This window comes from Pseudomonas plecoglossicida NBRC 103162 = DSM 15088 (assembly GCF_000730665.1).
Classification (GTDB): domain Bacteria; phylum Pseudomonadota; class Gammaproteobacteria; order Pseudomonadales; family Pseudomonadaceae; genus Aquipseudomonas; species Aquipseudomonas plecoglossicida.
The window spans coordinates 148,262-173,893 of the sequence record NZ_BBIV01000012.1 but is presented as its reverse complement, the minus strand read 5'-3'; the positions used below and the strand labels follow the sequence as shown (position 1 = coordinate 173,893).

Here is a 25,632-nt window from a genome sequence, read left to right as displayed (position 1 = left end):
GCTCGCGATGCGCCGCGCGGGCGGCGCTCGATCTCGTGAACGCCGAAAATCCGCCGACCTGCACCTACAGGCCCCGCCAATTCGTGACTGGCCGTTCCCGATCCGCGGCGGATGTATTATCGTGGCGTGGTGCGCATATAACAGCAGCCCGAGCGATCGGGCATCTGCAAGACAATCGAGGGTGTCATGAGTAACGAGAGCATTAACTGGGACAAGCTGGGTTTCGACTACATCAAGACCGACAAGCGCTACCTGTCCGTATGGCGCAATGGCGAGTGGGACAAAGGCACCCTGACCGAAGACAACGTGCTGCACATCAGTGAAGGCTCCACTGCCCTGCACTATGGCCAGCAGTGCTTCGAAGGCCTGAAGGCCTATCGTTGCAAGGACGGCTCGATCAACCTGTTCCGCCCAGACCAGAACGCGGCCCGCATGCAGCGCAGCTGCGCACGCCTGCTGATGCCACAGGTGCCGACCGATGTGTTCGTCGAAGCGTGCAAGCAAGTGGTCAAGGCCAACGAGAAGTTCGTCCCGCCGCACGGCAAGGGTGCCCTGTACCTGCGTCCGTTCGTGATCGGCACCGGCGACAACATCGGCGTGCGTACCGCCCCCGAGTTCATCTTCTCGATCTTCGCCATCCCGGTTGGCTCGTACTTCAAAGGCGGCATGAAGCCGCACAACTTCCAGATTTCCAGCTTCGACCGCGCGGCCCCGCAGGGCACCGGCGCAGCCAAGGTCGGCGGCAACTATGCGGCCAGCCTGCAGCCGGGCGCTGAAGCGAAGAAAGCCAACTTCGCCGACGCCATCTACCTCGACCCGCTGACCCACACCAAGATCGAGGAAGTCGGTTCGGCCAACTTCTTCGGCATCACTGCCAACAACGAGTTCGTCACCCCGAAATCGGCCTCGGTGCTGCCTGGCATCACCCGCCTGTCGCTGATGGAACTGGCACAATCGCGCCTGGGCCTGACCGTGATCGAAGGCGATGTCGAGATCAGCAAGCTCGACCGCTTCATCGAAGCCGGCGCGTGCGGCACCGCGGCGGTGATCACCCCGATCGGCGGTATCGAGTACAACGGCAAGCTGCACGTGTTCCATGACCTGGAAAAGGTCGGCCCGGTTACCCAGAAGCTCTACAACGAGCTGACCGGTATCCAGAGCGGTGACGTGGAAGCGCCAGCTGGCTGGATCGTCAAGGTCGCCTGATCCGCTGCTTCAGGTCGACTATCGGGGCATGCCAGTCGTTGGCATGCCCCGTTTTTTTGGGCTGAATGCTCCGGCACTATCGCCGGCAAGCGGGCTCCCACAGGTCAAGATGCTGCATTGAGCCAAGGACGGGACCGCCAGATGAATTTTTCTTAAATCGCCGTTTGGCTATTCTTTGGCACAATCAAGTCTTCTCTAGACGCCCAGGAACGAGCATGCCACGCGTACTGACCATCGAAGACGACGCCGTTACCGGCCAGGAAATCGTCGCCGAACTGACCAGCCACGGTCTCGATGTGGAGTGGGCCGACAACGGCCGTGAAGGCCTGGCCAAGGCCATTGCCGGCGGTTACGACCTGATCACCCTGGACCGCATGCTGCCCGAAGTCGATGGCCTGACGATCGTCACCACCCTGCGCAACCTCAAGATCGCCACGCCAATCCTCATGATCAGCGCCCTGTCCGACGTGGACGAACGTGTACGAGGCCTGCGCGCCGGCGGTGACGACTACCTGACCAAACCGTTCGCCTCCGACGAGATGGCCGCCCGCGTCGAAGTGCTGCTGCGCCGCAACAGCGTGCCGATGACCCAGACCCGCCTGCAGGTCGCCGACCTGCAACTGGACCTGATCAGCCATGAGGCCCGCCGCGGCGAGCAGACCCTCAACCTGCTGCCCACCGAGTACAAGCTGCTGGAATACCTGATGCGCCACAGTGGCCAGGTGATCACGCGGATGATGATCTTCGAGGAAGTCTGGGGCTACCACTTCGACCCCGGCACCAACCTGATCGACGTGCACATCGGTCGCTTGCGCAAGAAGATCGACTCACCCGGCCAGTCGCCGCTGATCCGTACGGTACGGGGCTCCGGCTATGCCATTGCTGAACCCGTCTAAGGGCTGGAGTTCCTCGACCAGCCGTTTGCTGGCGCTGTACAGCTTCCTCTTCGTGGCCTGGAGCAGCATCCTCATGGGGGTGCTGTACTTCGAGGTCTCCAGCTACCTGAACAAACTCACCCGCCACTCCATGCTGCAGCGCCAGCACCTGTTCGCCCACATGAGTGGCAAACAGCTGGACGACGCCCTGATCGCCAGCCAGGCCTTCGAGGAACGGGCCTTCGACGCCTATGGCCTGTTCGATGCCCAGCTCAACCCGGTCGGCGGGCGCATCCGCGCCATTCCACCGGGCCTTGGCCTGGACGGCAAGGTGCACGAACTCAAGCGCTGCCTGGACGCCGATGACCCGCACATGCCGCGCGACAGCTGCGACGCCGTGGCGATCAAGGTGCAGGACGGCCGCTGGCTGGTGCTGTTCCGCGACAACGGCTCGCTGTTCGTGGTCACCCGCATCATCCTGCATGCGCTGCTATGGGGCATTTCGCTCACCCTGATCCCTGGCTTTGCCGGCTGGTACCTGCTGCGCCGCCGGCCACTCAAGCGCATTCGTGCGATCCAGGCCCAGGCCGAGCTGATCGTCGCCGGCGATCTCACCCACCGCCTGCCGCTGTCGGCACGGCGCGACGAACTGGACATGCTGGCGGCCATCGTCAATGCCATGCTCGACCGTATCGAGCGGCTGATGCACGAGGTCAAAGGGGTCTGCGACAACATTGCCCATGACCTGCGCACGCCCCTTACCCGCCTGCGCGCACAGCTGTACCGCATCCGTCAGCAGAGCGAAGCGGACTCAGCACAAGCCGAGGCGCTGGACCAGGCCATCGGCGAGACCGACACCTTGATGGCACGGTTTCGCGGGCTGTTGCGCATCAGCGAGCTGGAAGATCGACAGCGCCGCGCCGGTTTCGTCGAGCTCGATCCGCATGAGCTGCTGGTGGAACTGCATGATTTCTACCTGCCCCTGGCCGAGGACGGCGGCATTCGCCTGCAACTGCAACAGCCCGAGCAACTGCCGGCACTGCATGGTGATCGCGAGCTGCTGTTCGAGGCCCTGGCCAACCTGGTGGGCAACGGTATCAAGTTCACCCCTGAAGGGGGTCAGGTGGCCATCCGCGCAACGCAGGACGAGCTGGGCGTGCACATTGCCATCGAGGACAGCGGGCCGGGGATTCCTGAAGCAGAACGGACTGCCGTGTTGAAGCGGTTCTATCGCAGTGACGAGGGCCACCGGCACCCAGGGTTCGGGCTGGGGTTGTCGATCGTCGCGGCGATCGTCGACCTGCATGGGTTCGGACTGGAGATTGGAGAGAGCGAGATGGGTGGGGCCAAGCTGGTGTTGCATTGCCCGTTGGCCGGGTTGGCCAAATAGAAGCTGGGGCCGCACAGCGGCCCCAGTTGTCAGTCAGCCAGACGCCAGGTCGTGCCGCCCTTGCCGTCTTCCAGCACCACGCCCATGGCGGTCAGCTGGTCGCGGATACGGTCCGACTCCGCCCAGTTCTTGTCCGCACGCGCCTGCAGGCGCGCCTGGATCAAGGCTTCGACTTCAGCCGCATCGACCTTGCCTTCTGCCCCCGCACGCAGGAAGTCATCGGCTTCGAGCTGCAGCACACCAAGCACGTCACCCAGTTCACGCAGGCGACCGGCCAGGCCGGCAGCGGCGTCGAGGTCGCTGCCACGCAGGCGGTTGATCTCGCGCACCAGGTCGAACAACACGGCGCAGGCTTCAGGCGTGCCGAAGTCGTCGTTCATCGCCACACTGAAGCGCTCGACGAACTCCTCACCCCCCTTGGCCGGCACGCGCGGCAGGCCACGCAGGGCGTGGTAGAAGCGCTCCAGGGCGCCCTTGGCGTCGCGCAGGCTGTCTTCGGAGTAGTTGATGGCACTGCGGTAGTGGCTGGCCACCAGCAGGTAACGCACCACCTCCGGGTGATACTTGTCGAGCACGTCTCGGATGGTGAAGAAGTTGTTCAACGACTTGGACATCTTCTCGCCATTGATGCGGATCATGCCGCAGTGCATCCAGGCGTTGGCGTACTGCTTGCCGGTCGCGGCCTCGCTCTGGGCGATCTCGTTCTCATGGTGCGGGAACTCCAGGTCGCTGCCGCCGCCATGGATGTCGAAGCTCTCGCCCAGGCAGCAGGTGGACATCACCGAGCACTCGATGTGCCAGCCCGGACGGCCAGGGCCCCAAGGCGAATCCCAATACGGCTCGCCCGGCTTGACGCCCTTCCACAGCACGAAGTCGAGCGGGTCCTGCTTGGCTTCGTCGACTTCGATCCGGGCGCCGATGCGCAGGTCTTCGATCTTCTTGCGCGACAGCTTGCCGTAGCCGACGAACTTGCCGACCCGGTAATAGACGTCGCCATTGCCCGGCGCGTAGGCATAGCCCTTGTCGATCAGGGTCTGGATCATCGCGTGCATGCCGGCGATATGGTCGGTGGCACGCGGCTCCAGGTCCGGCTTGAGGATGTTCAGGCGGCGCTCGTCTTCGTGCATCGCGTCGATCATGCGGGCGGTCAAGGCGTCGAACGCTTCGCCGTTCTCGTTGGCCCGGTTGATGATCTTGTCGTCGATGTCGGTGATGTTGCGCACGTAGGTCAGCTCATAGCCGCTCTTGCGCAGCCAGCGGGTGACCAGGTCGAACGCCACCATGCTGCGGCCGTGGCCAAGGTGGCAGTAGTCGTACACGGTCATGCCGCACACGTACATGCGCACCTTGTTGCCATCGAGCGGCTTGAAGGCTTCCTTGGTCTTGCTCAGCGTGTTGTAGATGTTAAGCACGGCGGTTCCTCAGCTGCCCCAGGAGTCACGCAGGGTGACGGTGCGGTTGAACACCGGGCGGCCCGGCTGGCTGTCCTTGAGGTCGGCGCTGAAGTAGCCTTCACGCTCGAACTGGAAGCGGTCTTCAGGCTGCGCCTGGCCAAGCGATGGCTCGGCGCGGCAGCCGCTCAGCACTTGCAGCGAATCCGGGTTGATGTTGTCCAGGAAGCTGCCGCCGTCCTCGGTCTTTTCCGGGTTCGGCGAGCGGAACAGGCGGTCGTACAGGCGCACTTCGCACTCGACGCTGCCTTCGGCCGGCACCCAGTGGATCACGCCTTTGACCTTGCGGCCTTCGGGGTTCTTGCCCAGGGTGTCCGGGTCGTAGGAGCAGCGCAGCTCGACGATGTTGCCATCGGCATCCTTGATCGCCTCGTCGGCGCGGATCACGTAGCTGCCGCGCAGGCGCACTTCACCGGCCGGTTCCAGGCGCTTGTAGCCCTTCGGCGGCGCTTCCATGAAGTCGTCACGGTCGATGTAGATTTCACGGGCAAATGGCAGCACGCGCACGCCCATGTCTTCTTTCGGGTGACGCGGCAGTTCGAGCTGCTCGACCTGGCCTTGCGGGTAGTTGGTGATGACCACCTTCAACGGGCGCAGCACGCACATGGCGCGAGGCGCGGTACGGTCGAGGTCGTCACGGATGCTGAATTCGAGCATCGACATGTCGACCACACCGTCGGAACGGTTGGTGCCGATCATTTCGCAGAAGTTGCGGATCGACGCCGGGGTGTAGCCGCGGCGACGGAAGCCCGAGAGGGTCGACATGCGCGGGTCATCCCAGGCATCGACATGCTTTTCATCGACCAGCTGCTTGAGCTTGCGCTTGGAGGTGATGGTGTAGTTCAGGTTCAGGCGGCTGAACTCGTACTGGCGCGGGTGCGCCGGTACCGGCAGGTTGTCGAGGAACCAGTCGTACAGCGGGCGGTGGCCTTCGAACTCCAGGGTGCAGATCGAGTGGGTGATGCCTTCGATGGCATCGGACTGACCGTGGGTGAAGTCGTAGTTCGGGTAGATGCACCACTTGTCACCGGTCTGGTGATGGTGGGCATGACGGATGCGATACAGGATCGGATCACGCAGGTTCATGTTCGGCGAGGCCATGTCGATCTTGGCACGCAGCACGCGCTCGCCGTCCTTGAACTCGCCGGCCTTCATGCGCGCGAACAGGTCGAGATTCTCTTCGACGCTGCGCTCGCGGAACGGGCTGTTCTTGCCGGCCTCGGTCAGGCTGCCACGGTATTCCTTGGCCTGATCAGGGGTCAGGTCGCAGACATAGGCCTTGCCACGCTTGATCAGTTCGACGGCCCAGTCGTGCAACTGGTCGAAGTAGTTCGAGGCATAACGCACGTCGCCGGCCCAATCGAAGCCCAGCCACTTGACGTCGCTCTGGATGGCGTCGATGTATTCCTGGTCTTCCTTGGCCGGGTTGGTGTCGTCGAAGCGCAGGTGGCAGACGCCGCCGAATTCCTTGGCCAGGCCGAAGTTGACGCAGATCGACTTGGCGTGGCCGATGTGCAGGTAGCCGTTGGGCTCCGGCGGGAAGCGAGTGACGATGCCGCTGTGCTTGCCCGAGTCCAGGTCGGCCTGGATGATCGGCCGCAGGAAGTTCGCAGGGACGGCGGGGGCGCCTTTGGCAGCGGCGTTGGGCGCGTTGTCGGCAGTGGGCTTGCTCATAGGATCCTTGAATGCACGTGTCCGGCCTGGGTAGGCCGATTGAATCAAAGGGCCTATCATAGCCGAAGCAGTCAAGCTGCTGACAGCCGGCCCCGGACAAACTGCCGTGATTTATCAAAGCTTTTTGTCGCGGGCTGGCAAAATGGCCAGTGCGCGCCATGTGTCGCGGTCGCCCGATCCTGCGTCAGGTGACTACAGGCGCACTGCGCACCCTAATTCCCGAATAATTCCCGAATGCCTTGAAAGAGCGAATTTCAGCATGTCCAAAGTCAAACTGAGCACCAACCACGGCGATATCGTCCTGCAACTGAACGCCGAGAAAGCTCCGCAAACTGTTGCGAACTTCGTTCAATACGTTAAGGATGGTCACTTCGACAACACCGTGTTCCACCGCGTGATCAAGGGCTTCATGATCCAGGGCGGCGGCTTCGAGCCGGGCATGAGCCAGAAGAAGACCCGCGCCAGCATCCAGAACGAAGCCGACAACGGCCTGAAGAACACCAAGTACAGCATCGCCATGGCCCGCACCATGGAGCCGCACTCCGCTTCGGCGCAGTTCTTCATCAACGCCTCCGACAACGACTTCCTCAACCACAGCGGCAAGAACGTTCAGGGCTGGGGCTACGCGGTGTTCGGCGAAGTGACCGAAGGCCGTGAAGTGGTCGATGCCATCGAGAAGGTCGCCACCGGTTCCAAGGCTGGCCACCAGGACGTGCCGAAGGACGACATGATCATCGAGAAAGCCGAGATCATTGAGTGATACTGCTGATCTCCGATCTGCACCTGCAAGAAGAGCGCCCGGACATTACCCGGGCGTTTCTTGATCTGCTCGACGGCCGCGCGCGGCATGCACAAGCCCTGTACATCCTGGGCGACTTCTTCGAAGCGTGGATCGGCGACGATGCCATGACGCCTTTCCAGCAGTCGATCTGCCAGGCCCTGCGCCGGCTGAGCGACAGCGGCACGGCGGTGTACCTGATGCACGGCAACCGCGACTTCCTGATTGGCCAGGCCTTCTGCAAGGCCGCCGGTTGCACGCTGCTCAGCGACCCCAGCGTGATCGAACTGGGTGGCGAACCGGTGCTGCTGATGCATGGCGACACCCTGTGTACCCGCGATGTCGGCTACATGAAGATGCGCCGTTACCTGCGCAACCCGCTGACGCTGTGGGTGCTGCGCCACCTGCCGCTGTCCACGCGGCAGAAGCTGGCACGCAAGCTGCGCAGCGAAAGCCGTGCGCAGGTAAGGATGAAGGACAACGAAATCGTCGACGTCACGCCTGAGGAAGTCCCGAAGGTGATGGCGGCGCACGGTGTGCGGACACTCGTGCATGGCCACACTCATCGCCCGGCGATCCACAAGCTGGTAGTGGATGGAGCGCCTGCGCGGCGCATCGTGCTGGGGGACTGGGACCGCCGGGGCTGGACCCTGCAGGTCGATGGCCAGGGCTTTGCGCTGGAACCGTTCGAGTTTTCCTGAAGGCAACCCCTTGGCCGTTTTGGCCTCATCGCCGGCAAGCCGGCTCCCACAACAGGCCTCAGCATCAGCACCCTACCTGTGGGAGCCGGCTTGCCGGCGATAAGGCCAGTACAGGCCTGATACTCAGGCCTGTACTGGCCACCGTCCCCTTGCCCCCTCGCTGATCACATACTGCCGACACTCCGGGTCAGCCTTGAACTGCGATCGAAGCGACGCGGCAACTCCAGGACCCTGCGTGGAATGAATTTTTACGCACAAGAGGCCCGACAAACGTCCTCCTGAAGATCGGCACACGAACTTTTTTTCGCGAACGCTGCAGATTTGCCGATCTCATTCGTCCTAGTAAATGAAGCACCCACATTTCGGGACAGACGACGAAAAGGAGCATTCACATGTACAACCCGCAACCCTCGATGCATGCCGGCCACAGCCCGGCCAAGGTGACCCAGGGCCAGGATGCCTGCGGGGACGAGCGTGTCGGCAACGAGCAGATCCGCGAGCTGTTGCGTGCCTATGGCTTGCGCACGAGCCTGATACGCCTGAAGGTGATCGACGCGCTGCGCAGTGCCGATCGCGCAGGTCGCAGCATTGGCGTGCGCGGGGTGCACGCACAGCTGGAGCAGCTGGACATTCCGTTGTCGTTCCTCAGCGTGCGCGAGGTCCTCAAGCGCCTCTGCAGCGAAGGCGTGATCAGCCTTGGCAGCGACAAATGCTACAGCCTCGACCCACAGGCGCGCGCCATGCTGGAGCGTTGAAGGCATGGCCGGCCAGTGCTGGCTGGCCGGCAGGCATCAGGGCTTGACCTTGCGCCGCAGAATCCCGTTGATCACGACCACGACCACGGCAATGGCGATGGCCAACATCTGGAAGGTCTGTTCACTGATCGTGCCCTGCTTCTGCAGGTGGGAAAGGCCCAGCATGAGGCCCAGCACCACCAGGATGATCAGGATCGAATATTTGAGGCGCTGCACGTGTGTCATTGAAAGGTCCTTGCAACATCAGAGTCAAAATGGATCGCAACGAGCGGTCGCCATGATACAACGCCCTCGCCTACCGGCGCTGAATTTCCTGCTTGCCCCTTCCCACTCACGCCATCGACATCCGAAACGTTGCGGCCGAACGGTCGCTGTAATCAGAGGGTCAGGCACCCTTGCGTCTGAAGGAAAGTCCACCTCACGAGACTTCAAGGCTTGCAAGGCATTGCTGAAGAGATGTCCCACAAGCAAACAACTCGCTTCCTGCAACACCCGCACACCGAGGCTACAACCAGCAGCCCACTTGGCGCCTAGCGACAGCCTTCCTCGCTCACTGAGAATCAATCTACGCCAACGACACTGCACCGCTGGCCACCCCCAACCCGCCAATACGGATCTTCGAAGCAGTCGTGCCCCATCTCTCGCGAGGAAGCCTCACATGGAATTTCCAGATCTTTCCGCCATCGACACCAGCCAACTGCCACATTCGTTGCAGGCCCTGATCGAATGCATCGGTATCGAAAACGCCTATCAGCTGACCTGCGCATTTGGTGGCCGGCCCAAGTACATTCCCAAGCACCGCGACCGCAGCAAACTGGCCGAACTGCTACCCGGCGAAGCGCTGGATGCGCTGATCAAACGTTTTGCCGGTGTCGCCCTGGAAATTCCCAAGGCAGATCACTTCTTGCGCCAGCTACGCAATCTGCAAATTCAGAAAGAAAGTGCAGATGGCCTGTCACGTAGTCTGTTGGCCGACAAGTACGGCCTGAGCCTGCGTCAGATTGGCAACATCCGTCGCCAAGCCTAGGTTGTCGAATGGGCATGGAATTTTTCATCCAGCCATTGACCTGTTACGTCCGCAAACCACCCGTTCTCCCCTCCTGTACAGGTAAACCAGTCACTGCGCAGAGGTCGGCGCAGGCTCGTCGCTGACCCGCAGCAGCCCCCACATACCGCCCAGATTGCCGAACGCCGCATAGTCCCGATACAGGTAGTCGCCAGGTACCGCGTTGGCGCCACCGGCACTGGGGAACATGAAGCTGAAATGTGCTGCCGGCAATACGCTTTCCTGGGCGCCGATATACATGGCCATGGGGTTGTAGCCAAAGCGCACCGAGCCAATTCCCGCCTCTTTCATGGGGTAGCCCCAGAGGTCCACCCGTTCGGCCTGGAACGGGTTGAATGCCCACACATGGCCGTCGACCTGGAAGGTCGCCCCACGGCTGCCACCCGAAGGCATCAGCACATGGGTGCGGAACGGCTGCCCGGGTCTGACCCTCAGTATCGGTGTGACCGGGTCGCCACCGACCAGGGCATTGCTGTAAGCCATGTGGGCGTTCGGGACTGCGCCCAGGCCGTTGCCACCCGCCTGGCCGAACGGTGCGTCAGGCGCACGGGCGAATCGGTACCACAGGGGCTCGCTCTTGTAGTTGATGGCCATGTCCGAGTTGTCTTTCGGGTCGTTGGGAACACCCGGCCCTTCGGACGACATGTTCTCCACTGGCAGGCCGTTGGCCCAGCGCATGTTCAGGGACTTCTGCCAGACCATGATGAAGTCGCGATAAAGGCTAGAGCCCGGGGCCTGCACCGTGACCGACGCCCTGGACGCGGCGTCCTCGTGCCAGGTGGCCCCCGTCGGCATCACCGACATGGCCGCCACCAGGCCTTTTTGCGGTTGCTTGATCGGGTCGGCCGGCATCAGGTTGAGGCCACCGAACTCGATGGGGGTCGCCTCGATCATGTCGACGTTGCGCCCCAGTTGCGACGCCACCGGCTGACCGGCGCGCTCCAGGTGGCCGGCGTAGTACTGATAGGTCCGGCTTGGCCAGGCGCCCGTGTTGCCTGCCCGCGGCGCCACCGTCTGCACCGGGTTGCTGCCGACGTTGAAGCCATCCGACTTGCTGACGTCGTAGGTCAGCAACTGGGCGTGCAGGCCAACGTGACTGGAGGGCCGCATCAGGTTGTTGTTGAAGGTGGTCGAGCCTTGCGACCCGGCACGGTCACGCTTGACCGTGCCTTGCATCACCGCGAAGTTCGGCAGGTCCGGCATCACCAATGGCAGGCGGTTCTCCAGGGTGATGTTGATGCAGTCGCCAGCGGCGGCGCGCAACACCAGCGGCTCTACGGGTACCCCAGGTTTGAGCTTGCCTGTGACCGGATCGAGATCGGCCTTGCGCACGTAGAGGATAGCCGTCGGGTCATGCAACGGGCCGGATTGCCCGCCAATGGTGAAAGTCTCGCCATCTTCAGGGTCGAAGATCGTCACCTGCGGCACCGTCACCGGCCGCGGGTTGTAGACCAGCGTGCCGCCGGCCGGGTTCAGCGGGCCGCCGACATGCTGGCCGGTACCCGCTGGGTCGCCGATGGCCAGGCCCAACGGGTTGGCGAGGATATCGTTGGCCAGGGCTGCAACCACCTCATAGTTGCGCTGCACCGTCGCCCGGCTGCCGACGCCATTTGGATTGGGACTGATGCGCGGACACACGCCATTGAAATTGACCGTGTTGCGCGCGGCCACCGGCCGCGGGTTGTTGGGCAGCGGGAACAGGTCACTGCGACTGAGCGAATAGTTGCGCATGATGCCCCACAGGCCACTCCAGTAGCCCTCCAGGGAGGCATCCATGGAATACAGGTAATCGCCGGTATCGCTGGCGGCACTTGACATCATCGCTACCGGTGCCATGAAGCCCAGCTGCTCGGAAATCGCCACCATCTGCGACGCCTTCCACCCGGTATTGGAGCTGTTGCCGAAGCCACTGCCCGAATGCAGCCACTTCACGCCGTGCAGTGTCACGTTGTGCTCTTCTTCATGGCCGCCGGCATTGACCCGCAGGCGCACGTTGTCGCCGGTATAGGTGCGCAACATCGGCGTGAACGGGTCGCCCGGCAAGTCCCCCCGGTTGATGTGCCCGGGCAATCGCGTGACCCCTCCCGTGGGGCCGGTCGCCGCGATGATCGCGCTGGGGGCCAGGTTGAGTGCCGGGATTGCCCGATCGGTACGGTTGTGCAGGGCATGGGCCAGGTCACCGGCCAGACCATCGGCCTGCATGCCACGCTTGCCGTCCGGCGCTACCTTGTTCGGGTCGTAGATGCGCAGCCCCAGGGGCTCGTGGCGGTAGTTGACGACGAAGATGCCAGGGTCTGAAGCCGAAATCGCTTGCGGGCATGGGCGCGATGGGCATGTCAGCAGCTCGCCGCTGGCAGCCTCCACGACAGACTCCAGCAGGTTGGCAGCCGCCTTGCGCGCAGGCGGGTTGATGGCGTAGCGGAAACTGTCCGCCGTGGCCGGGAAGGCTTGCGCATCGGGAATGCCATCGGGGCCGGCGCCGACGTAGACGCCGGCCTCGTAGGCGTGCTGGAAGTCGCTGAAGCCGAGGAAGAACTCGCGGAAACTGTCGTTCTTGTTGTCGCCGTTCAGGTCACCAGTCTCGATCACGGCTTGCCAGGAAGTCGGGCCACCGTCCTGGCGCCCGCCACTGTTGTACAAGCTCTCGCCGGTTTCGGCATGGTACCACTTGGAGCCGGCAGGCTCGGCAAGCACGGTGGCGTACATGCCGACTTGCTGGTGGGTCGAAGGGCCCAGGTGGTCATGGGTAAAGATATTGCCCAGACCGCGATCGATGTTGTGCACGTTCACCACAGGGTCGGCGAACCAGCGTTGCAGCGTGGTGCGCGCACCCAGCCAGTCAGCGCGGTTGAATCGACCGAAGTAAGGATGTTGTTTGGCAACGGGACAATCCTCGGTGCCTTGGCGAGGGTCGCCGTCCTGGCAATCGTTGAACCGCCGGATAGCGTGGATGCGCTCGACCACAGTCGAGGGCGAGAGCACGCCATCCTCGTAGTTCCATCCGTTGGCCGAGCCGTCGGCGGCCGTCAGGTCCCACTTGGGCAAGTGGATGTGCTGGCCGATGACGTCGGTTGGCGTACGCACCTGGTAATCGTCGAGCTCGTAGACGGAAGGCACCAGGTTGGTGTGCTGGTACATGGTGCAGTCGAAGGTGTTCATGCGCATCACCAGCGGCTCAGGTGGGCGCTGCTTGTTGATCACCGGCCAGGCATCCTCCCACAGGGTGAGGATGCGGGTTTGCGGGAAGTGATAGCCGATCTTGTTGAATACGGCGTCGAACTGGATATTGGCGCCTTTGTAGACGCGCGGGTGATCGGCACTGAACATCGACGCGCCGCTGAACGACTGGGCGTCGAGACGCTCGCCGCTGTTGAAACTGCCGGCCCCGGCACTGCGGGTCAGGCGTTTTTGCCGGTCGTCCATGCACGGTTCGAAAAACGGCGCGCCTGCCACGGGAGGCCCGCCGTTGGTAAGGAAGTCGCGCGGCAGCAGTTGGCCACTGGGCAGCACGGCGAAGCTGGCATGCGATGGCTTGGCATGGAAGGCCATGGCCGACTGCTCGACCTCGGTGCCCTCCTCGGGGAAATACACAGGTTTGGCGCGTTCCAGGGCCTTGCTCATGTCCAGCAGACTGGTGGTCACGTGCGCCTCACCGCCAGCGGCCCAACCATCCAGGCCATGACGAGGCAGGCCGCCATCCCAGCCACCGGCCTGAGCCGGATCCAGCGCTGCCCACAAGGCGTTGCCGCTGTCTTTCAAGGCCGCGGCCTTTTGCGCATCGAGCATGTCCAGCGGTGGCGTCGGCGGCCGTTGGCCGACGGTGCTTTCAACGCCGCCGATCCAGAACGGGTAGCCGGGATTCTTCAGGCTGCCATCGGCGTTGCGGTTGGCTTCGCTGCGATCGACCAGGGCCAGCGAGCCGACGACTTTCTGCGCTGCCGGAGCCTGGCTGTGGTCATCCGGTTCCTGCGCTGCATTCGGCGCTTCACCACTCATCTTGGGAATCACCACCACCTTGCCCGGCATCGGCGGCAAGGCCTTGCCCGGCAAGGGCACAACCGCCGGAATGGGCGTGCCGGCGACGATCTCGCCATCGGGCAAGGCCCGGGCGCCGGCGGCCGGCAGGCCACTGCGCAGGGCAAACGGCTGCGCGTGAAAGTCGTTGTTGCCCTGCTGGGTTACCGCCAGGCGCGTGCCCTCTTCGAAGACATCGTGGATGCGCCACATGGCCCACATGCCTTGGGCGAAATGCGGGTAGAAATGGCAGTGGTAGATCGCATCGCCGACCACCCGATTGCGGTTGCCGGACCCACCGTTGGCGATTTCATAGGTGTAACCAGACCCAGGGCCGACACCCTGCGCATCCATGTAGTCGGAGTTGTCATCGTTGGGGTTGAACAGCCACTGGTGGCCATGCAGATGAAACACGTGCTGCTCGTAACCGACGCTGATATTACGCACCTTCACCGCATCGCCCAGGTAGCTGTGAGCGACGTTGGAGGGCTCGGCCGGGTACAGCGCCATGCTGGCCTTGATGCCGACACGGTCGGCGGGAGGTACCTGGCCGGGGGTCAGCAGCTCGAGGCCGATGTTGGCCGGCACATCCACCTGCATCGCGATATCGCCGGTTGTGTGTGCACTGAGGAAGAATTCTTCATAGGCGCAGGACAAGCAATCGTGCATGGGGCCGACACCCACCCGGTTGGCGATGACCTCGGCGCCCATGCCACCGGAACCGTAATTGACCATGAAGGCGTCGCGAGTCGGATCGAGCATCTGACCGAACACGGGGTCAGCCCAGAAGCCTGGAAACGCCTGGACGACAGCAGACTGGTCATGGAACACCGCAGCGAAATCGCGGAAGGGCTCCAGGCGATTGGGCAAGCTGGGGTTGCGCTTGCCCTGGCTTTCAAGGGGATAGGTGCTCGGTGGGAAACTGCCATCGGCATTGGGCCCCATGACCACTGCGTCGACGTTGCTGGCGATGATCTCGTTGCCGTCGACCATGTTCAGGATCGGTTTGCCTGCCTTCCCTTCCGTGATCCAGGGTTCAAGCACCGGGTAGCGAGCCTGGTAGTCGATGACAGGTTGGCCGGCGGGGGTGCGCCCGCGCGTGGCCAAGCGCATGTCCTCCTCGGTGACCGTGTTGTGATAGGCCTGCCCACCTTTGGGCAGCACCACGACCTGGGCGAACAGGCCGTTGCCGACGTTGCCGGAGGAGCCTTCGCTACCGAAGGTGGCGCCGTAACTGGTCGCCGCGAAAGTACCTTCACGTTCGGCGTAGAGGGTGTAGCTACGGCTCTGCCCGGGCGCCAGCAAGGTGTTGTCGTTACGTCCGCTGTTGGCGGAAATATCGTTGATCGATGCAAATGCCTGCAGGCCATTGACCTGAAACCCCACATGACGGTCGGCGACTTGAGCGTCTACATGCAATTCGCCGTTGGCGGCATTCTCATGGTCGGCGCCCTGGCCGTTGGGGTTGGCCTGGAAAGCCAGCAGGTTCTGCAGGTTGACCGTCAGGCAATCGCCCGCAGCAACCCGCAGCACCAGGGGGCGCGGCCGCTTGTCCGGGCGCAAGGTGACCTGACCTGGCGTGGCACTGCCGCCCTGGGTGATCAACACCCCATTGGCGTCCACCACATCCCCGCGCAGGGCGTACATCATGCCGTTGGGGTTGTGCGCACCGAGCCGGTTGAACATCAGTGGCTGGTCGATGGCCACGACGTTGGCCACCAAGGTGCGCTGGCACTGCACCGCCGCCTCGGCCAGCTCGCCACCTCCGAGCCATACGCCCGCAAGCAACGCCAATCCATGCGGCCTCCTCAACCAGCAACGGATGCGATCGAGGTCGATTTGAGCGTGCATAGGTGCGCAGGTCATTTGGGCAGTCCTCCAAGTCAGCACAAACAGGGCTGACCCTCGACCTTGCAAATATCGCGCCAACATAAATCGAGTTTGAATTCAATAAGTTGTGAAGTGACCTCGAATAATGGGGGAAAATACGTCACCCACCAGCTTTATCTATTCCCCAAACTTGTTTCTAAATATGTATGAAAAACTGGAATGCACGCGCGCGCAACCAACTGTCACAAAGTTGACATCGATTACAAAACATCAGAATTGCATTGCCAAAGTATCACCGATGAAACAGTCGCAGGCCTTCACCGCGGCACTCCCGGCGAGAAGAAGAGTTCCCCAGCACTGGGCGAAATCACCCATTGCTATCAGTTTCGACAAGTATGAGTTTCCATCTGACACCCTACCGAGCGCACTTTTACTCAAATCGTCACAACATAAAAATGCGGGCAACCCTGATGACCCCATGAATACCGTGCGCCGCTTTAACACGGCGACAATCACCACCTCGACATACGTCAAACCAACTAATTTCGACTCACATAATTTGCAGACAATGTCGCCCCCTGCAACGTGTTTAAGTTGAAAAGGCACGATCATTGCTGATGCCGATTCAGAACCTTTCGATTGAACTGTTCCACTCAGCCTGCGTCATTTCCAGAGGACTGAATCATGCACAACAGATTGACCCTACTGGCAAGTTCGATCCTGCTTGCGTCATTGAGTGGCGGGACGGCGCGGGCAGGCCTCTACGCCGTGGACCCGGGTGTCCCTGGAGAGCGCCCGTACCCCCTCGACAGCGGAAACAAGACGGGTTACGCCGCCTGGTATCAGGATACCCATGGCCGGGCCCTTGACCTGTGCCTGAGCAAGGCAGTCAGCTCGCGCACGGCACCCACGCCCGGGGCGCCGGCATACATGTGCGTGCTCAACCCGGCACCTGGGGAGTTCGATGACACCCAGGCCATCGTCTTCCCGACCAACTATCCGGACGAAACCTTCTGGTACGCCGCGGACGGTGCCATCACCGATGCCGCCAGTGGCATCGACCTGACCTATGGCGCGGCCATCGAAGCTGCGTTCAACGGCGAGGTCGCCGACGGCCACCAACTGAGCTTCGCCCGCATTCGCATTCGGGTAGATGTGCCCACAGCCGGCGTCTACACCGTCACCCACCCCTATGGTGTCGACGTGTTCAACGTCACGCCTGAAGAATTCGCCGACACCGGTGGCACCCGGGCAATCAACATGACCCGCGATATCGGCATCGGCCCGGCCGGTGATTACTCCGGCGCGCTGAAGGGCGACATCGGACCGTTCCTGCGCAGCCTCAATGGCCCTTATACCGAGACCAACCCGGAAACCGGCCAGCAAGAGACCTTCATTGGCGACCCGAATCTGCAGGAACCCGTGACCGGCAGCCCCTTCAATACCAACTACCTGCGTATCCAGGGCCCCAACGGCATCGATACTCGCAGCGACACATTCTCCGTTTCCGGCAAGCTCAGCGCGGTGGATCTGCCTGCCCCGGCGTTGGTCCAGCGGGCCACTTACTCGAGGGGATCCACATCCGCTGGCGTGATCGCGCATCAGGATGTCTTCGCCATGGCCCCTCCGCCTCCCGGAACGGCCAACTTCCTGGACAGCGCGGGTACTGCCGTGACCATGACGGAGGCCAATTCGACCGGCAGCTGGTACGGCCAGTCGGCAGTCGACCCGTCGCTGCCGTCGACCCTGCAAGTGACAGTCGACAACCATCTGGCGATTCCTACCCTGCATGCGCCAACCACCGTACCTGTGCAACTGACCGATCAGGTCACCATCCGCCGCGCCGAATACAGCCGCAGCAGCGGCCGGCTGACCATCGAAGCCTCGACCAGCGACCGTATCGCGCCGCCAACCCTGACCGCCTACGCCGGCAGGAGCGGCGCGCTGATCGGTGAACTGGCCGGCGGCGCCGACAAGGCCCTGTCGCCCAACGCCGGCACCGTCCCGCCGGCAAGCGTGCGGGTGACTTCGGCGAACGGCGGCAGCGATACAGAAGAAGTGGTCATCGTGCAGTGACCCATGCGAATTCGGATCAAGCGCCAGGAGGTAACATGAACAAGTGGCCACGTTTCATCTTCAACACACTGAGCCTGTCCATCGCCATGGCGGGCGGTGCCAACGCCGCCCTGCAGAGTTTCGACCCGGGGCCCTACACCCTCGCCACCGGCCGGTTCCCCATGTGGTACCAGGACTTCAACAGCGTGAAGCTGGAGCTCTGCCTGTCGAGGACAGTCAGCTCCCGCGCACCAGGCACCGCAGCCGCCCCCGGCTACATGTGCACCATTCCCGCCGAGGGCGGCTTCAACCCCGCCGAGCCCATCATCTTCCCCAACAACTGGCCTGGTGAAAGCTTCTGGTTCGCCGCCGACGGCAGCGTCGGTGACAGAACCTTCGGCATCGAGCAGTACGTCGCTGCACTGGAAGCGGTGGCCGGCGAAGGCGAGATCGTCGATGGCGAACAGCACAACTTCGCCCGCATCCGTATTCGCGCCGCGGTTCCCACCGCGGGCATGTACACCGTACGCCATCCGTACGGTACCAAGGTGTATGTCGTTGCCACGCCGGGGCGGCGGGCGATCAACGACACCAGTGATATCGGTATCGCCACGCTCAACTACTCGGGGGCCTTGCAGGGCGCCCTCGGGCCGTTCCTGTACAGCGCGACCGCCCCCAACAGCCTGACCAACGAAGCCGGCATGGAAATCGCCCGCTACTTCACCGAGACCAACCCGGAAACCGGCCTGCAGGAGAAGTTCGTGGGCGACCCGAACCTCGCTGACGCGGTGCGCGGCAGCCCGGTCCTCGATGACGAGGGCAACCCGCAGAACTATCTGGAAATCTCGGGGCCTGCGGGCACACTGCGCACCGATGTGTTCGCTATCTCCGGCAAGATCTACGACGACCGCAGCCAGACGCCCGTGGAAGTGGAGCGCATCACCTACCAGCGTGACAGCAACGGCTCGCGGGTCGAAATATTCGCCGACTCGTTGCGTACCAACAGCGGCACCCAGGCCCCGGCTGCATCGACGGTGTGCTACCGCACTACCCTTACCCTCACCGGCACACCACCCGGACCGTGCCTGCCCAACGCGAATCTGCTGACGGACAACAACGGCTACTTCTATACCACCTTCGCGACCCCCGCCGCGCCGCCCGCCGTGGTGGTGCTGACAGCCAGCGAATCGGCTGGCGCGACCAAACCCACCTCGGTATCACGCACACCTGTCGATGTGGTGAAAGTCAGTACCGCTCGATATGACCCGAACGATCACCGCCTGACCATTACCGCGAGCTCCAGCGACAAAGTCCTCAATCCTGGCCTCGTCGCCCAGGGGTACGGGCCGCTGCCACCAGACGGAACGCTGGTGGTCGATGACCTGACCCAGCCACCGGAAAGCGTTACGGTCAAGTCGGCTGCCGGCGGATCGGACAGCGAACCAGTGACCGTCGGCGGGATCATCGACGCCCCTGCAGACAACCAGAAACCGCTGGCCGTGGCGGACACCGTCAGCACCAACGCGGGCGTGCCGATCACCATCAACGTGCTGGCCAATGACAGCGACCCCGACAACAACACCCCGCTGACCATCGGCAGCTTCGCGCCGCCGGCAGCAGGCCAGGGTACGGTGGCGCTCAACGGCAGCACCAGCCTGACCTACACACCACCGGCCAGCAATGTCCCGCTGCAGGCGACCTTCAGCTACATCGCCAGGGACAGCAAAGGGCTCGATTCGGAGCCGGCAACGGTCACGGTCAATGTGACCCCGAACCCGGCGCCTGTCGCCAATAACGACACCGCTGCCAGCCAGGGCGGAACGCTGACGCTCAATGTGTTGCTCAACGACTCCGGCAGCACGCCCTTGACCGTACTGATCCTGACCCAGCCGGCGGCTGGCCAGGGCAGTGTCAGTACCGACGGCACAGTGGTGACCTACACCGCACCGCAGACTGTCACCACTGCCTTCGCCACCAGCTTCACCTACCAGGTCCGGGATACCTTCGGGACACTCTCGGCACCGGCCACCGTCACCGTGCAGGTCACACCCCAGGTAAGCCAGGAAAACTTGCAGGTGACCAGCGCCGTCGCACGGGTGCGCGCCAACGATCGCTACACCTGGGATTTGTCCGGGACCTCCTCGGCGGTGGTCGGCAACACCCTCACCGTCCAGGTTACAACCGCCAACGGGCTGGTCACGCTGGGCACCACCACAGTGCCGGTCACCGGCCGCTGGCGGCTCTCGACCACCACCACGACCGTCGTGCCGAGCGCCAACCCGACGGTGACGATCCGATCCTCGCTGGGCACCGTGCGCACAGTACCGTTGGTAATCCAGTAGCAGGTCGCCCCCGCCTCCTTGACCGGAGGCGGGGTCCCACATGAAGTCAGAAGTCGCGCTTGTAGAAAATGTCCAGGGAGCTGGCCAGGCCACTGGCCGCTTCAAGGTAGACCTTCTTGCTGAGCTTGTAGCGCAACGCGATGGTGTTGGCCGGTTCGAACACCCCGACCCCATAACGCAGGCTCAATTTCTCCGTCAGGTTGCCGCTGGCTACCACGCTGGTGGTGTTGCCGGAACCTTCGGTGTCCAGTTGGAAATCATCGATTCCCAGGCTCGATGCCAGGCTGCCGGTGATCCCGGCGCTGCCGGCCAACCCAAGGCCAAGGGCAGCCTCGGCCAACATGTTGTTATCCTCGCCCGAAGTCCCCAGCGGGCGCCCCAGCACCAGATAGGACAACGCCTGCTCCTGGCTCATGGCCGGTTCCGAGAACACCTTGGTGGTGGGTTGCTCGGCGCTGCCGCTGAGGCGAATGCCGGCGATGACATCATCGACCTGGCGTATGGCTTCGATATCCAGGTAGGGCTGGTCGATGGGCCCGGCGAACAGCAGCCGGGCGCGGCGGATGGTCAGGCGCTGGCCATACGCCCGGTAGCGGCCATCGGCAAGGCTCAGTTCGCCACGGGTGTCCATGTTGTCGCCGATGTGCACGTGGCCCAGCAGGTTGGCGGTCAGGCCGAAGCCGCTGAAGGACAGCTTGTCCCGCCCCACCTCCACATCGATGTCCATGTCCATGGCCATGGGCGCCTTGCCCTCCTCGGTCTGGTGGCCGACGATGACCGTATCGTCCGACACCTTGACGGTCGACGGCGGCAGTTCGCGCACGGTGATCTTGCCCTTGGGCACCTGCACCTTGCCGGTCACCGCCAGCTTGTCGTCGACCAGTCGCAGGTTCAGGTCCGGCGCCACTTCGAGCGTGGCATAGGGTTCGACGGTAACCGGCAATTGTTGACCGCGCAGGCGCAGGTCCATGCCCAGGGCCTGGCCCCAGGTCAGTTGGCCGGTCAGCTGGCCACGCCCGGCGTCACCGCTGCGCCAGCCTCCGTCAAGCTGCACCTGCTCGCCTGCGATCAAGGCCTGCAGCGACAGGTCCTGCAGGCTGACCGGCAGTTCCGCGCCACTGATTTCGCCACCACTGAGCACCAGGCTGCCGTTGACTTGCGGGGCCAGCAAGGTGCCGGACAACCGGCCACTGCCGTTCAGTTGCCCCGCCAGGCGCTCGACCATCGGCACGAATGGCCGGGCGATCGACAGGTCCAGGCCGGTCAGGCGGAAATCACCCGACAGCGGTTTGTCCTTGGCCAAGGGGTCCAACCGGGTATTGAGGGCAAGCTCGCCCAGACGCTCGCCGCGAAACGCCAGGCGAGTATCGACACGGCGCGGCGCCAGGCTGCTGTCCAGGCGCAGCGTCTGATACGGGAAATCGACCCAGCGGCCTTTGTCGCGTACCCGCAGGGTACCGCCACTGGCATCGATGCTCACCGTGCCCTTGGGGCCACTGGCCGGAATATCCAGGTTCACGTCGGCATTGAGCAGGCCCTGCCAGGCAAAGTCCTTGGGCAACCACTGCGCAAGGCTTTGCAACGGGAACTGCTTGAGGTGGTAACGCAGGCGCGGTTCCGGTGCCAGGCGCTGATCCTCGCCACACAGACTGGCCTGGCCGGAGCGCCAGCAATGGGCGCCGAAGTCCAATTGGCCGCTGGCCAGCCGCTGTAGCCGGGCCGGGGCCTGCAGCTGCCAGTCCTGGCCACCGGCCTGGACCCTGCCGCTGGCCAGGCGGCCGCGCCAGTCGCCCTTGCTCAGCTGGCCGTCAAGGCCCAGGTCGAGCTTCAATTGCGGGCCGTCGAGGGCAAGGGTCAGGGCCTGCTGACGAATGTCGCCCTTGCCATTGGCCTGCAAGGTGCCCAGCACGGTATCGCCGAGGCGGATTCCATTGGCCTTGAGATCGATCACACCGCGCTGGGCGGCGTCGAGGCGCGCGTCCAGGTCGAGCCGTTGAATGCGGTTTTCCGCCTGCGCCAGTTGTTGACCCAGCAGGGTCAGGTTGCCCTGGGGTGCCTCCAGCGTGCCGTTCACATCCAGTCGGCCCTTCACCTGCCCTTGCAACCGGGGCCACAGCTGGCCCAACCGTGGCAGGTCGAGGTCGACACGCCCGGCCAGCCGCTGTTGCAGGCTACCGCTGCCATTGATGCGGTTGTCGCCCAACTGCACGGCCAGGGTGCCGAGCGTCCATTGCTGTCCGGCGCCCTGGGCCTCGACCTTGAGCAGCGCGGGCTGGCCGCGCAGGCGGCCCTTGAGGTCGAGCTGCGCATCAAGGGTGAGCTGATCGCCCTTCATTTCACCTTTGCTGCGCAGCGGCCCGGCCAGGTTTCCGGGCAGTTCGGCGAGCCAGTAGGCCGGGTCGAGTGCCGACAATTGCAGGTCGACGTCCCATGCCATTGTGTCGGCGAAGCGTACTGCGACACTGCCGGCGGCTTTGCCTTGCCCTGCGGCGAGGGCCAACTGTGGCAGGCGTACCTGGCTGAGGTCGCCGTCGAACGGGCTGGCCACGGTGAAAGCGCCCGCAGGGCCATCGAGGTCGCCATTGAATGCGCCCTGGTAATGACCGTCGCGGTACTGCACCTGGGCGTTGAAACGCTTGAGTGTGACCTGGGGTGGCGTTTCCAGTGGATAGAGCCGCAACCACGGGAAGTCCTGCCAATCAAGCTGGGCATCGGCCACCAGGCCTTTCTGCCAGTCGGCGCTGGCCTGCAACTTGACGCTCTGGCTGTCGCTGGCCGTGAGGTCCAGGGCATCGAGTTTCGCCCCCTTGGCATCGACCTTGCCCGTCAGGGCCAGGGCGATCGGCGCCTGCTCGGCGGGCAGGCTGGCAGTACCGGACAGCTGATAACCCTTGAGCAAATCACCTTCGGCTTGAAGCACGAGTTGCTCGAGCTGCAGCGTATCTGGCAGCGACGCCGCTGGCTTGAACGCGTCCGAGCGGATCTGCAGCCTGGCCGGCAGGTGTTCGGCCAACGCCTGCAGGGTGCCTGTAATGCGTGCATCGAGGTAACCGCTGCTGGTCGCGTCGAGTTCGAGGGTTTTCTGCAGTTCGCCTTTGGCTGTCAGTGCCAGTTGCCAGGCCTGCCCCTGCACCTTGGGCAATTGCACCTGCCCCTGCAGTTGCACAGGCCAGTCGCCCTCGGGCTGCAGGTCGCCCTGCAGGCTCAGTTGCAGGTCATCGCGCTGCAGCTGCAGACCATCGATCCGCAGGCCGCTGGCAGTCCAGTGCGCCGCCAGGTGCAAGTCACCCAGCAGATCGCTGCCATCGAGGCGCAGCTTGCCTAGCTTGACCTCGCCCAGCTCGATGGCCACTGGCAGGCGCAGCACCGGCAACTGCAACGGGCCGCTTTCTGCAGGCTGGTCACTGGGTGCGAACGCCATGTCGATCCGCTCGGCCTGCAACTGTTCGATGCACAGCGTGGCCCGGAGCAGGCAAGCGGGTGACCAGTTGAGCTGTGGTGCTTGCACCTCGACGCGGTTGTCGGCATCGCTCCAGCTCAACGCGCTCGCCTGCCAACTGCCACCCAGGCGCCCCTGGAAGCCGCTGACCTCAAGGCCCGGTACCAAGCCGAGCGCCCAGCGGCTGCCGCCTTCGGTTCCCAGCAACAGGCCCAGGGCAAGGACCACCAGCAATACACTGCCGAGCACGCCCAGCAGGATGATTTTCAACGCACGCATTACAGCTCAGGCCCCATGGAAAAGTGCAGGCGAATTCCGCCGTCGTCATTGAGCGCCTTCGCCAGGTCCAGGCGCAGTGGCCCCACCGGCGAAACCCAGCGCACGCCAAAGCCGACACCGGTCTTCAGGCTGGGCAACTCAAGGGTATTGAACGCATTACCCTGGTCGACGAACGTCGCCAGGCGCCACTTTTCGGTGATGGAATACTGGTACTCGACACTGCCCGCCACCAGGTAGCGGCCACCGATGCGGTCGCCGTCGCTGTTCTTCGGCGACAGCGTCTGGTAGTCGTAGCCACGCACGCTCTGGTCGCCACCGGCAAAGAAACGCAGTGACGGCGGGATGTTGTTCTTGTAGCCATTGGTTGCACTGCCACCGAACTGCACCCGGCCGAGCAAGCGATGGTCATGGCCCAAAGTGGTCAAGCCCTTGAGCAGCACATTGCCGTGCACCAGGTTGGTGTCCGAGCCCAGCCCTTCCTTGGCGGCCTGCGTGTCGACCTGCAGGCGATAGCCGTTGTGCGGGTCGATGCGGTTGTCGCTGCGCAGGTACGAAAAGCTGACGCCAGGCATCAACAAGTTGCTCAGGCCCGAATCGTCGCCCAGGCGATACTCTTCACGCTGGTACTTGAGGGAAATGACCCGCTGCCAGCCGCTGGGCAACTTGCTGTGCCATTCAGGGCCGACGGTCAGCAGCTTGCTGAGGGTGTCGGTGCCGGCAATCTCTTCATTCTGGTAGCCGCCGGCGAACCGCAGCTTGTCGGTCAGCGGTGGGTCCAGGGGCACGTCGTACCACAGGCCGACGTTCTGCCGAGGCGCCGACAATTCGGTTTCCCAGCCGTAGCTGTGCCCCTGCGGGTTGACCCAGTGGCGCGTCCAGTTGGCCTTGCCGCGCGGGCCGACGTCGGTCGAAAAACCCAGGCCCAGGCCCAGGGTCCTGGGCTTGCGCACATCCAGGCGGACATCCACGGGGACTTCTTCAGCCACCGCAGCGGTGGGCGCGGCATCGACCCGCACGCCTTCGAAGTAGCCGCTCGACTGCAGATCGTTGTTGAGCTCGGCGATCAGTTCCGAGTCATAGGGCGTGCCGGGCTTGAATGAAACCATGCGTTGCAGCAGGTCTTCGTCCAGCGGCGAGTCACCGCTGAACTTGACGGCGCCCAAGCGATAGCGCGGGCCACTCTGGTACACCAGTTCGATGTCGGCCACCCCGGCCTGCGGGTCGACCGCCAGGCGCTGGCGAGTGAAGCGGCCACTGAAGAAGCCATAGCGCGATGCCTGGTTCTGGATCAACCGCTTGGCGTCCCCATACAAGCCATGGTTAAGGGGGTCGCCCGCACGCAGGGCTCTGCTGTCGGGCACGCGAAAGGCCTTCATCTCGCCGGCCGGCCCTTCGATGCGCACGGTCACATTGCGCAGGCGCACGGGTTCGCCTGGCTCGATATGAATGATGAGTTTTGCCGGCTGGTCGGCCTTGGTCGGCGGCTTGACCTCGGTTTCGATCTGCGCCTGATAGTAGCCAAGTGCCTGCGCGGCCTTGCGCGCCTGCTCCTGCGCCCCGCGGCTGAAGCGCAACAGCGCCTCCTCGTCGCGGTCTCCAAGGCTGCCGATATAGCCTTCGACATTGGCCTTGAGCGCCTTGTTGGCGGGTTTTACCTGCACCAGCAACTCGCTCTGGCCCCATGCTGCGAAACTGGCGGCCCAGATTACCAGGCCCCAGGTCAGTCTTCCTGAATACGTCATGCCGCGCATGCTACCAGAGCCGGCCGCTCAACGGG

The 25,632-nt window shown here is 63.5% G+C and carries 16 protein-coding genes; 10 read left to right on the top strand and 6 right to left on the bottom strand.

Features of this window, described 5'->3' with window-relative positions; genetic code table 11:
- Nucleotides 1-186 precede the first annotated feature (186 nt).
- The 3 genes from PPL01S_RS09630 (at nt 187) to PPL01S_RS09620 (ending at nt 3,471) form a co-directional block, all read left to right on the top strand.
- On the top strand, nt 187-1,206 hold the full coding sequence (locus PPL01S_RS09630) for a branched-chain amino acid aminotransferase (RefSeq protein ID WP_028624852.1): 1,020 nt from the start codon (nt 187-189) through the stop codon (nt 1,204-1,206).
- Between the two features lie 215 nt (nt 1,207-1,421).
- Nucleotides 1,422-2,102, top strand: coding sequence for a response regulator transcription factor (locus PPL01S_RS09625; protein ID WP_016394931.1), 681 nt, complete (start codon nt 1,422-1,424; stop codon nt 2,100-2,102).
- A complete protein-coding gene (locus PPL01S_RS09620) occupies nt 2,080-3,471 on the top strand; it encodes a sensor histidine kinase (RefSeq protein WP_016394932.1) in 1,392 nt (463 codons plus the stop codon). The genes PPL01S_RS09625 and PPL01S_RS09620 overlap by 23 nt, the downstream gene beginning before the upstream one ends.
- A 29-nt stretch (nt 3,472-3,500) precedes the next feature.
- Here the strand turns inward: PPL01S_RS09620 and cysS are convergent, their stop codons facing one another.
- Nucleotides 3,501-4,883 (bottom strand): cysteine--tRNA ligase, encoded by a 1,383-nt coding sequence (gene cysS, locus PPL01S_RS09615; RefSeq protein WP_028624853.1) that lies wholly within the window; start codon nt 4,881-4,883, stop codon nt 3,501-3,503.
- Between the two features lie 9 nt (nt 4,884-4,892).
- On the bottom strand, nt 4,893-6,596 hold the full coding sequence (locus tag PPL01S_RS09610; RefSeq protein ID WP_016394934.1) for a glutamine--tRNA ligase/YqeY domain fusion protein: 1,704 nt from the start codon (nt 6,594-6,596) through the stop codon (nt 4,893-4,895).
- Nucleotides 6,597-6,855: 259 nt separating this feature from the next.
- On the opposite strand from PPL01S_RS09610, the gene PPL01S_RS09605 reads away from it, so the two are divergent.
- From PPL01S_RS09605 to PPL01S_RS09595, 3 genes are all read left to right on the top strand, one after another.
- The gene (locus PPL01S_RS09605; RefSeq protein WP_028624854.1) at nt 6,856-7,356 is read left to right on the top strand and encodes a peptidylprolyl isomerase; all 501 of its coding nucleotides are present in this window, start codon (nt 6,856-6,858) and stop codon (nt 7,354-7,356) included.
- Nucleotides 7,353-8,075 carry a UDP-2,3-diacylglucosamine diphosphatase gene (gene lpxH, locus PPL01S_RS09600; protein ID WP_016394936.1) on the top strand — a complete coding sequence of 241 codons (723 nt, stop codon included), beginning with the start codon at nt 7,353-7,355 and terminating at the stop codon, nt 8,073-8,075. Before PPL01S_RS09605 ends, lpxH begins: the two co-directional genes overlap by 4 nt.
- A 392-nt stretch (nt 8,076-8,467) precedes the next feature.
- Nucleotides 8,468-8,830, top strand: a complete 363-nt coding sequence (locus tag PPL01S_RS09595) for a hypothetical protein (protein ID WP_016394937.1) — start codon at nt 8,468-8,470, stop codon at nt 8,828-8,830.
- A 36-nt stretch (nt 8,831-8,866) separates the two neighbouring features.
- Here PPL01S_RS09595 and PPL01S_RS09590 read toward each other — a convergent pair whose 3' ends face one another.
- The gene (locus PPL01S_RS09590) at nt 8,867-9,055 is read right to left on the bottom strand and encodes a hypothetical protein (protein ID WP_016394938.1); all 189 of its coding nucleotides are present in this window, start codon (nt 9,053-9,055) and stop codon (nt 8,867-8,869) included.
- Between the two features lie 433 nt (nt 9,056-9,488).
- Between PPL01S_RS09590 and PPL01S_RS09585 the strand changes: the two genes are divergently transcribed.
- Nucleotides 9,489-9,857 carry a Mor transcription activator family protein gene (locus tag PPL01S_RS09585; protein ID WP_016394939.1) on the top strand — a complete coding sequence of 123 codons (369 nt, stop codon included), beginning with the start codon at nt 9,489-9,491 and terminating at the stop codon, nt 9,855-9,857.
- A gap of 90 nt (nt 9,858-9,947) precedes the next feature.
- Here PPL01S_RS09585 and mnxG read toward each other — a convergent pair whose 3' ends face one another.
- Nucleotides 9,948-15,776, bottom strand: a complete 5,829-nt coding sequence (gene mnxG / locus PPL01S_RS09580) for a manganese-oxidizing multicopper oxidase MnxG (RefSeq protein ID WP_028624855.1) — start codon at nt 15,774-15,776, stop codon at nt 9,948-9,950.
- 262 nt (nt 15,777-16,038) lie between these two features.
- Here mnxG and PPL01S_RS25085 point away from each other — a divergent pair, with 262 nt between their 5' ends.
- The 3 genes from PPL01S_RS25085 to PPL01S_RS09570 all read left to right on the top strand — a co-directional run bounded on the left by PPL01S_RS25085 (nt 16,039) and on the right by PPL01S_RS09570 (nt 20,137).
- The gene (locus tag PPL01S_RS25085) at nt 16,039-16,338 is read left to right on the top strand and encodes a hypothetical protein (RefSeq protein ID WP_144062902.1); all 300 of its coding nucleotides are present in this window, start codon (nt 16,039-16,041) and stop codon (nt 16,336-16,338) included.
- A gap of 86 nt (nt 16,339-16,424) precedes the next feature.
- A complete protein-coding gene (locus PPL01S_RS09575) occupies nt 16,425-17,816 on the top strand; it encodes a hypothetical protein (protein ID WP_028624856.1) in 1,392 nt (463 codons plus the stop codon).
- 35 nt (nt 17,817-17,851) lie between these two features.
- Nucleotides 17,852-20,137, top strand: coding sequence for an Ig-like domain-containing protein (locus PPL01S_RS09570; RefSeq protein ID WP_028624857.1), 2,286 nt, complete (start codon nt 17,852-17,854; stop codon nt 20,135-20,137).
- 46 nt (nt 20,138-20,183) lie between these two features.
- On the opposite strand, the gene PPL01S_RS09565 is transcribed toward PPL01S_RS09570, so the two are convergent.
- Entirely contained in the window at nt 20,184-23,855 is a 3,672-nt protein-coding gene (locus PPL01S_RS09565; RefSeq protein ID WP_016394942.1) for a translocation/assembly module TamB domain-containing protein, read from the bottom strand.
- Nucleotides 23,855-25,597, bottom strand: coding sequence for an autotransporter assembly complex protein TamA (locus PPL01S_RS09560; RefSeq protein ID WP_016394943.1), 1,743 nt, complete (start codon nt 25,595-25,597; stop codon nt 23,855-23,857). The genes PPL01S_RS09565 and PPL01S_RS09560 overlap by 1 nt, the downstream gene beginning before the upstream one ends.
- Nucleotides 25,598-25,632 lie beyond the last annotated feature (35 nt).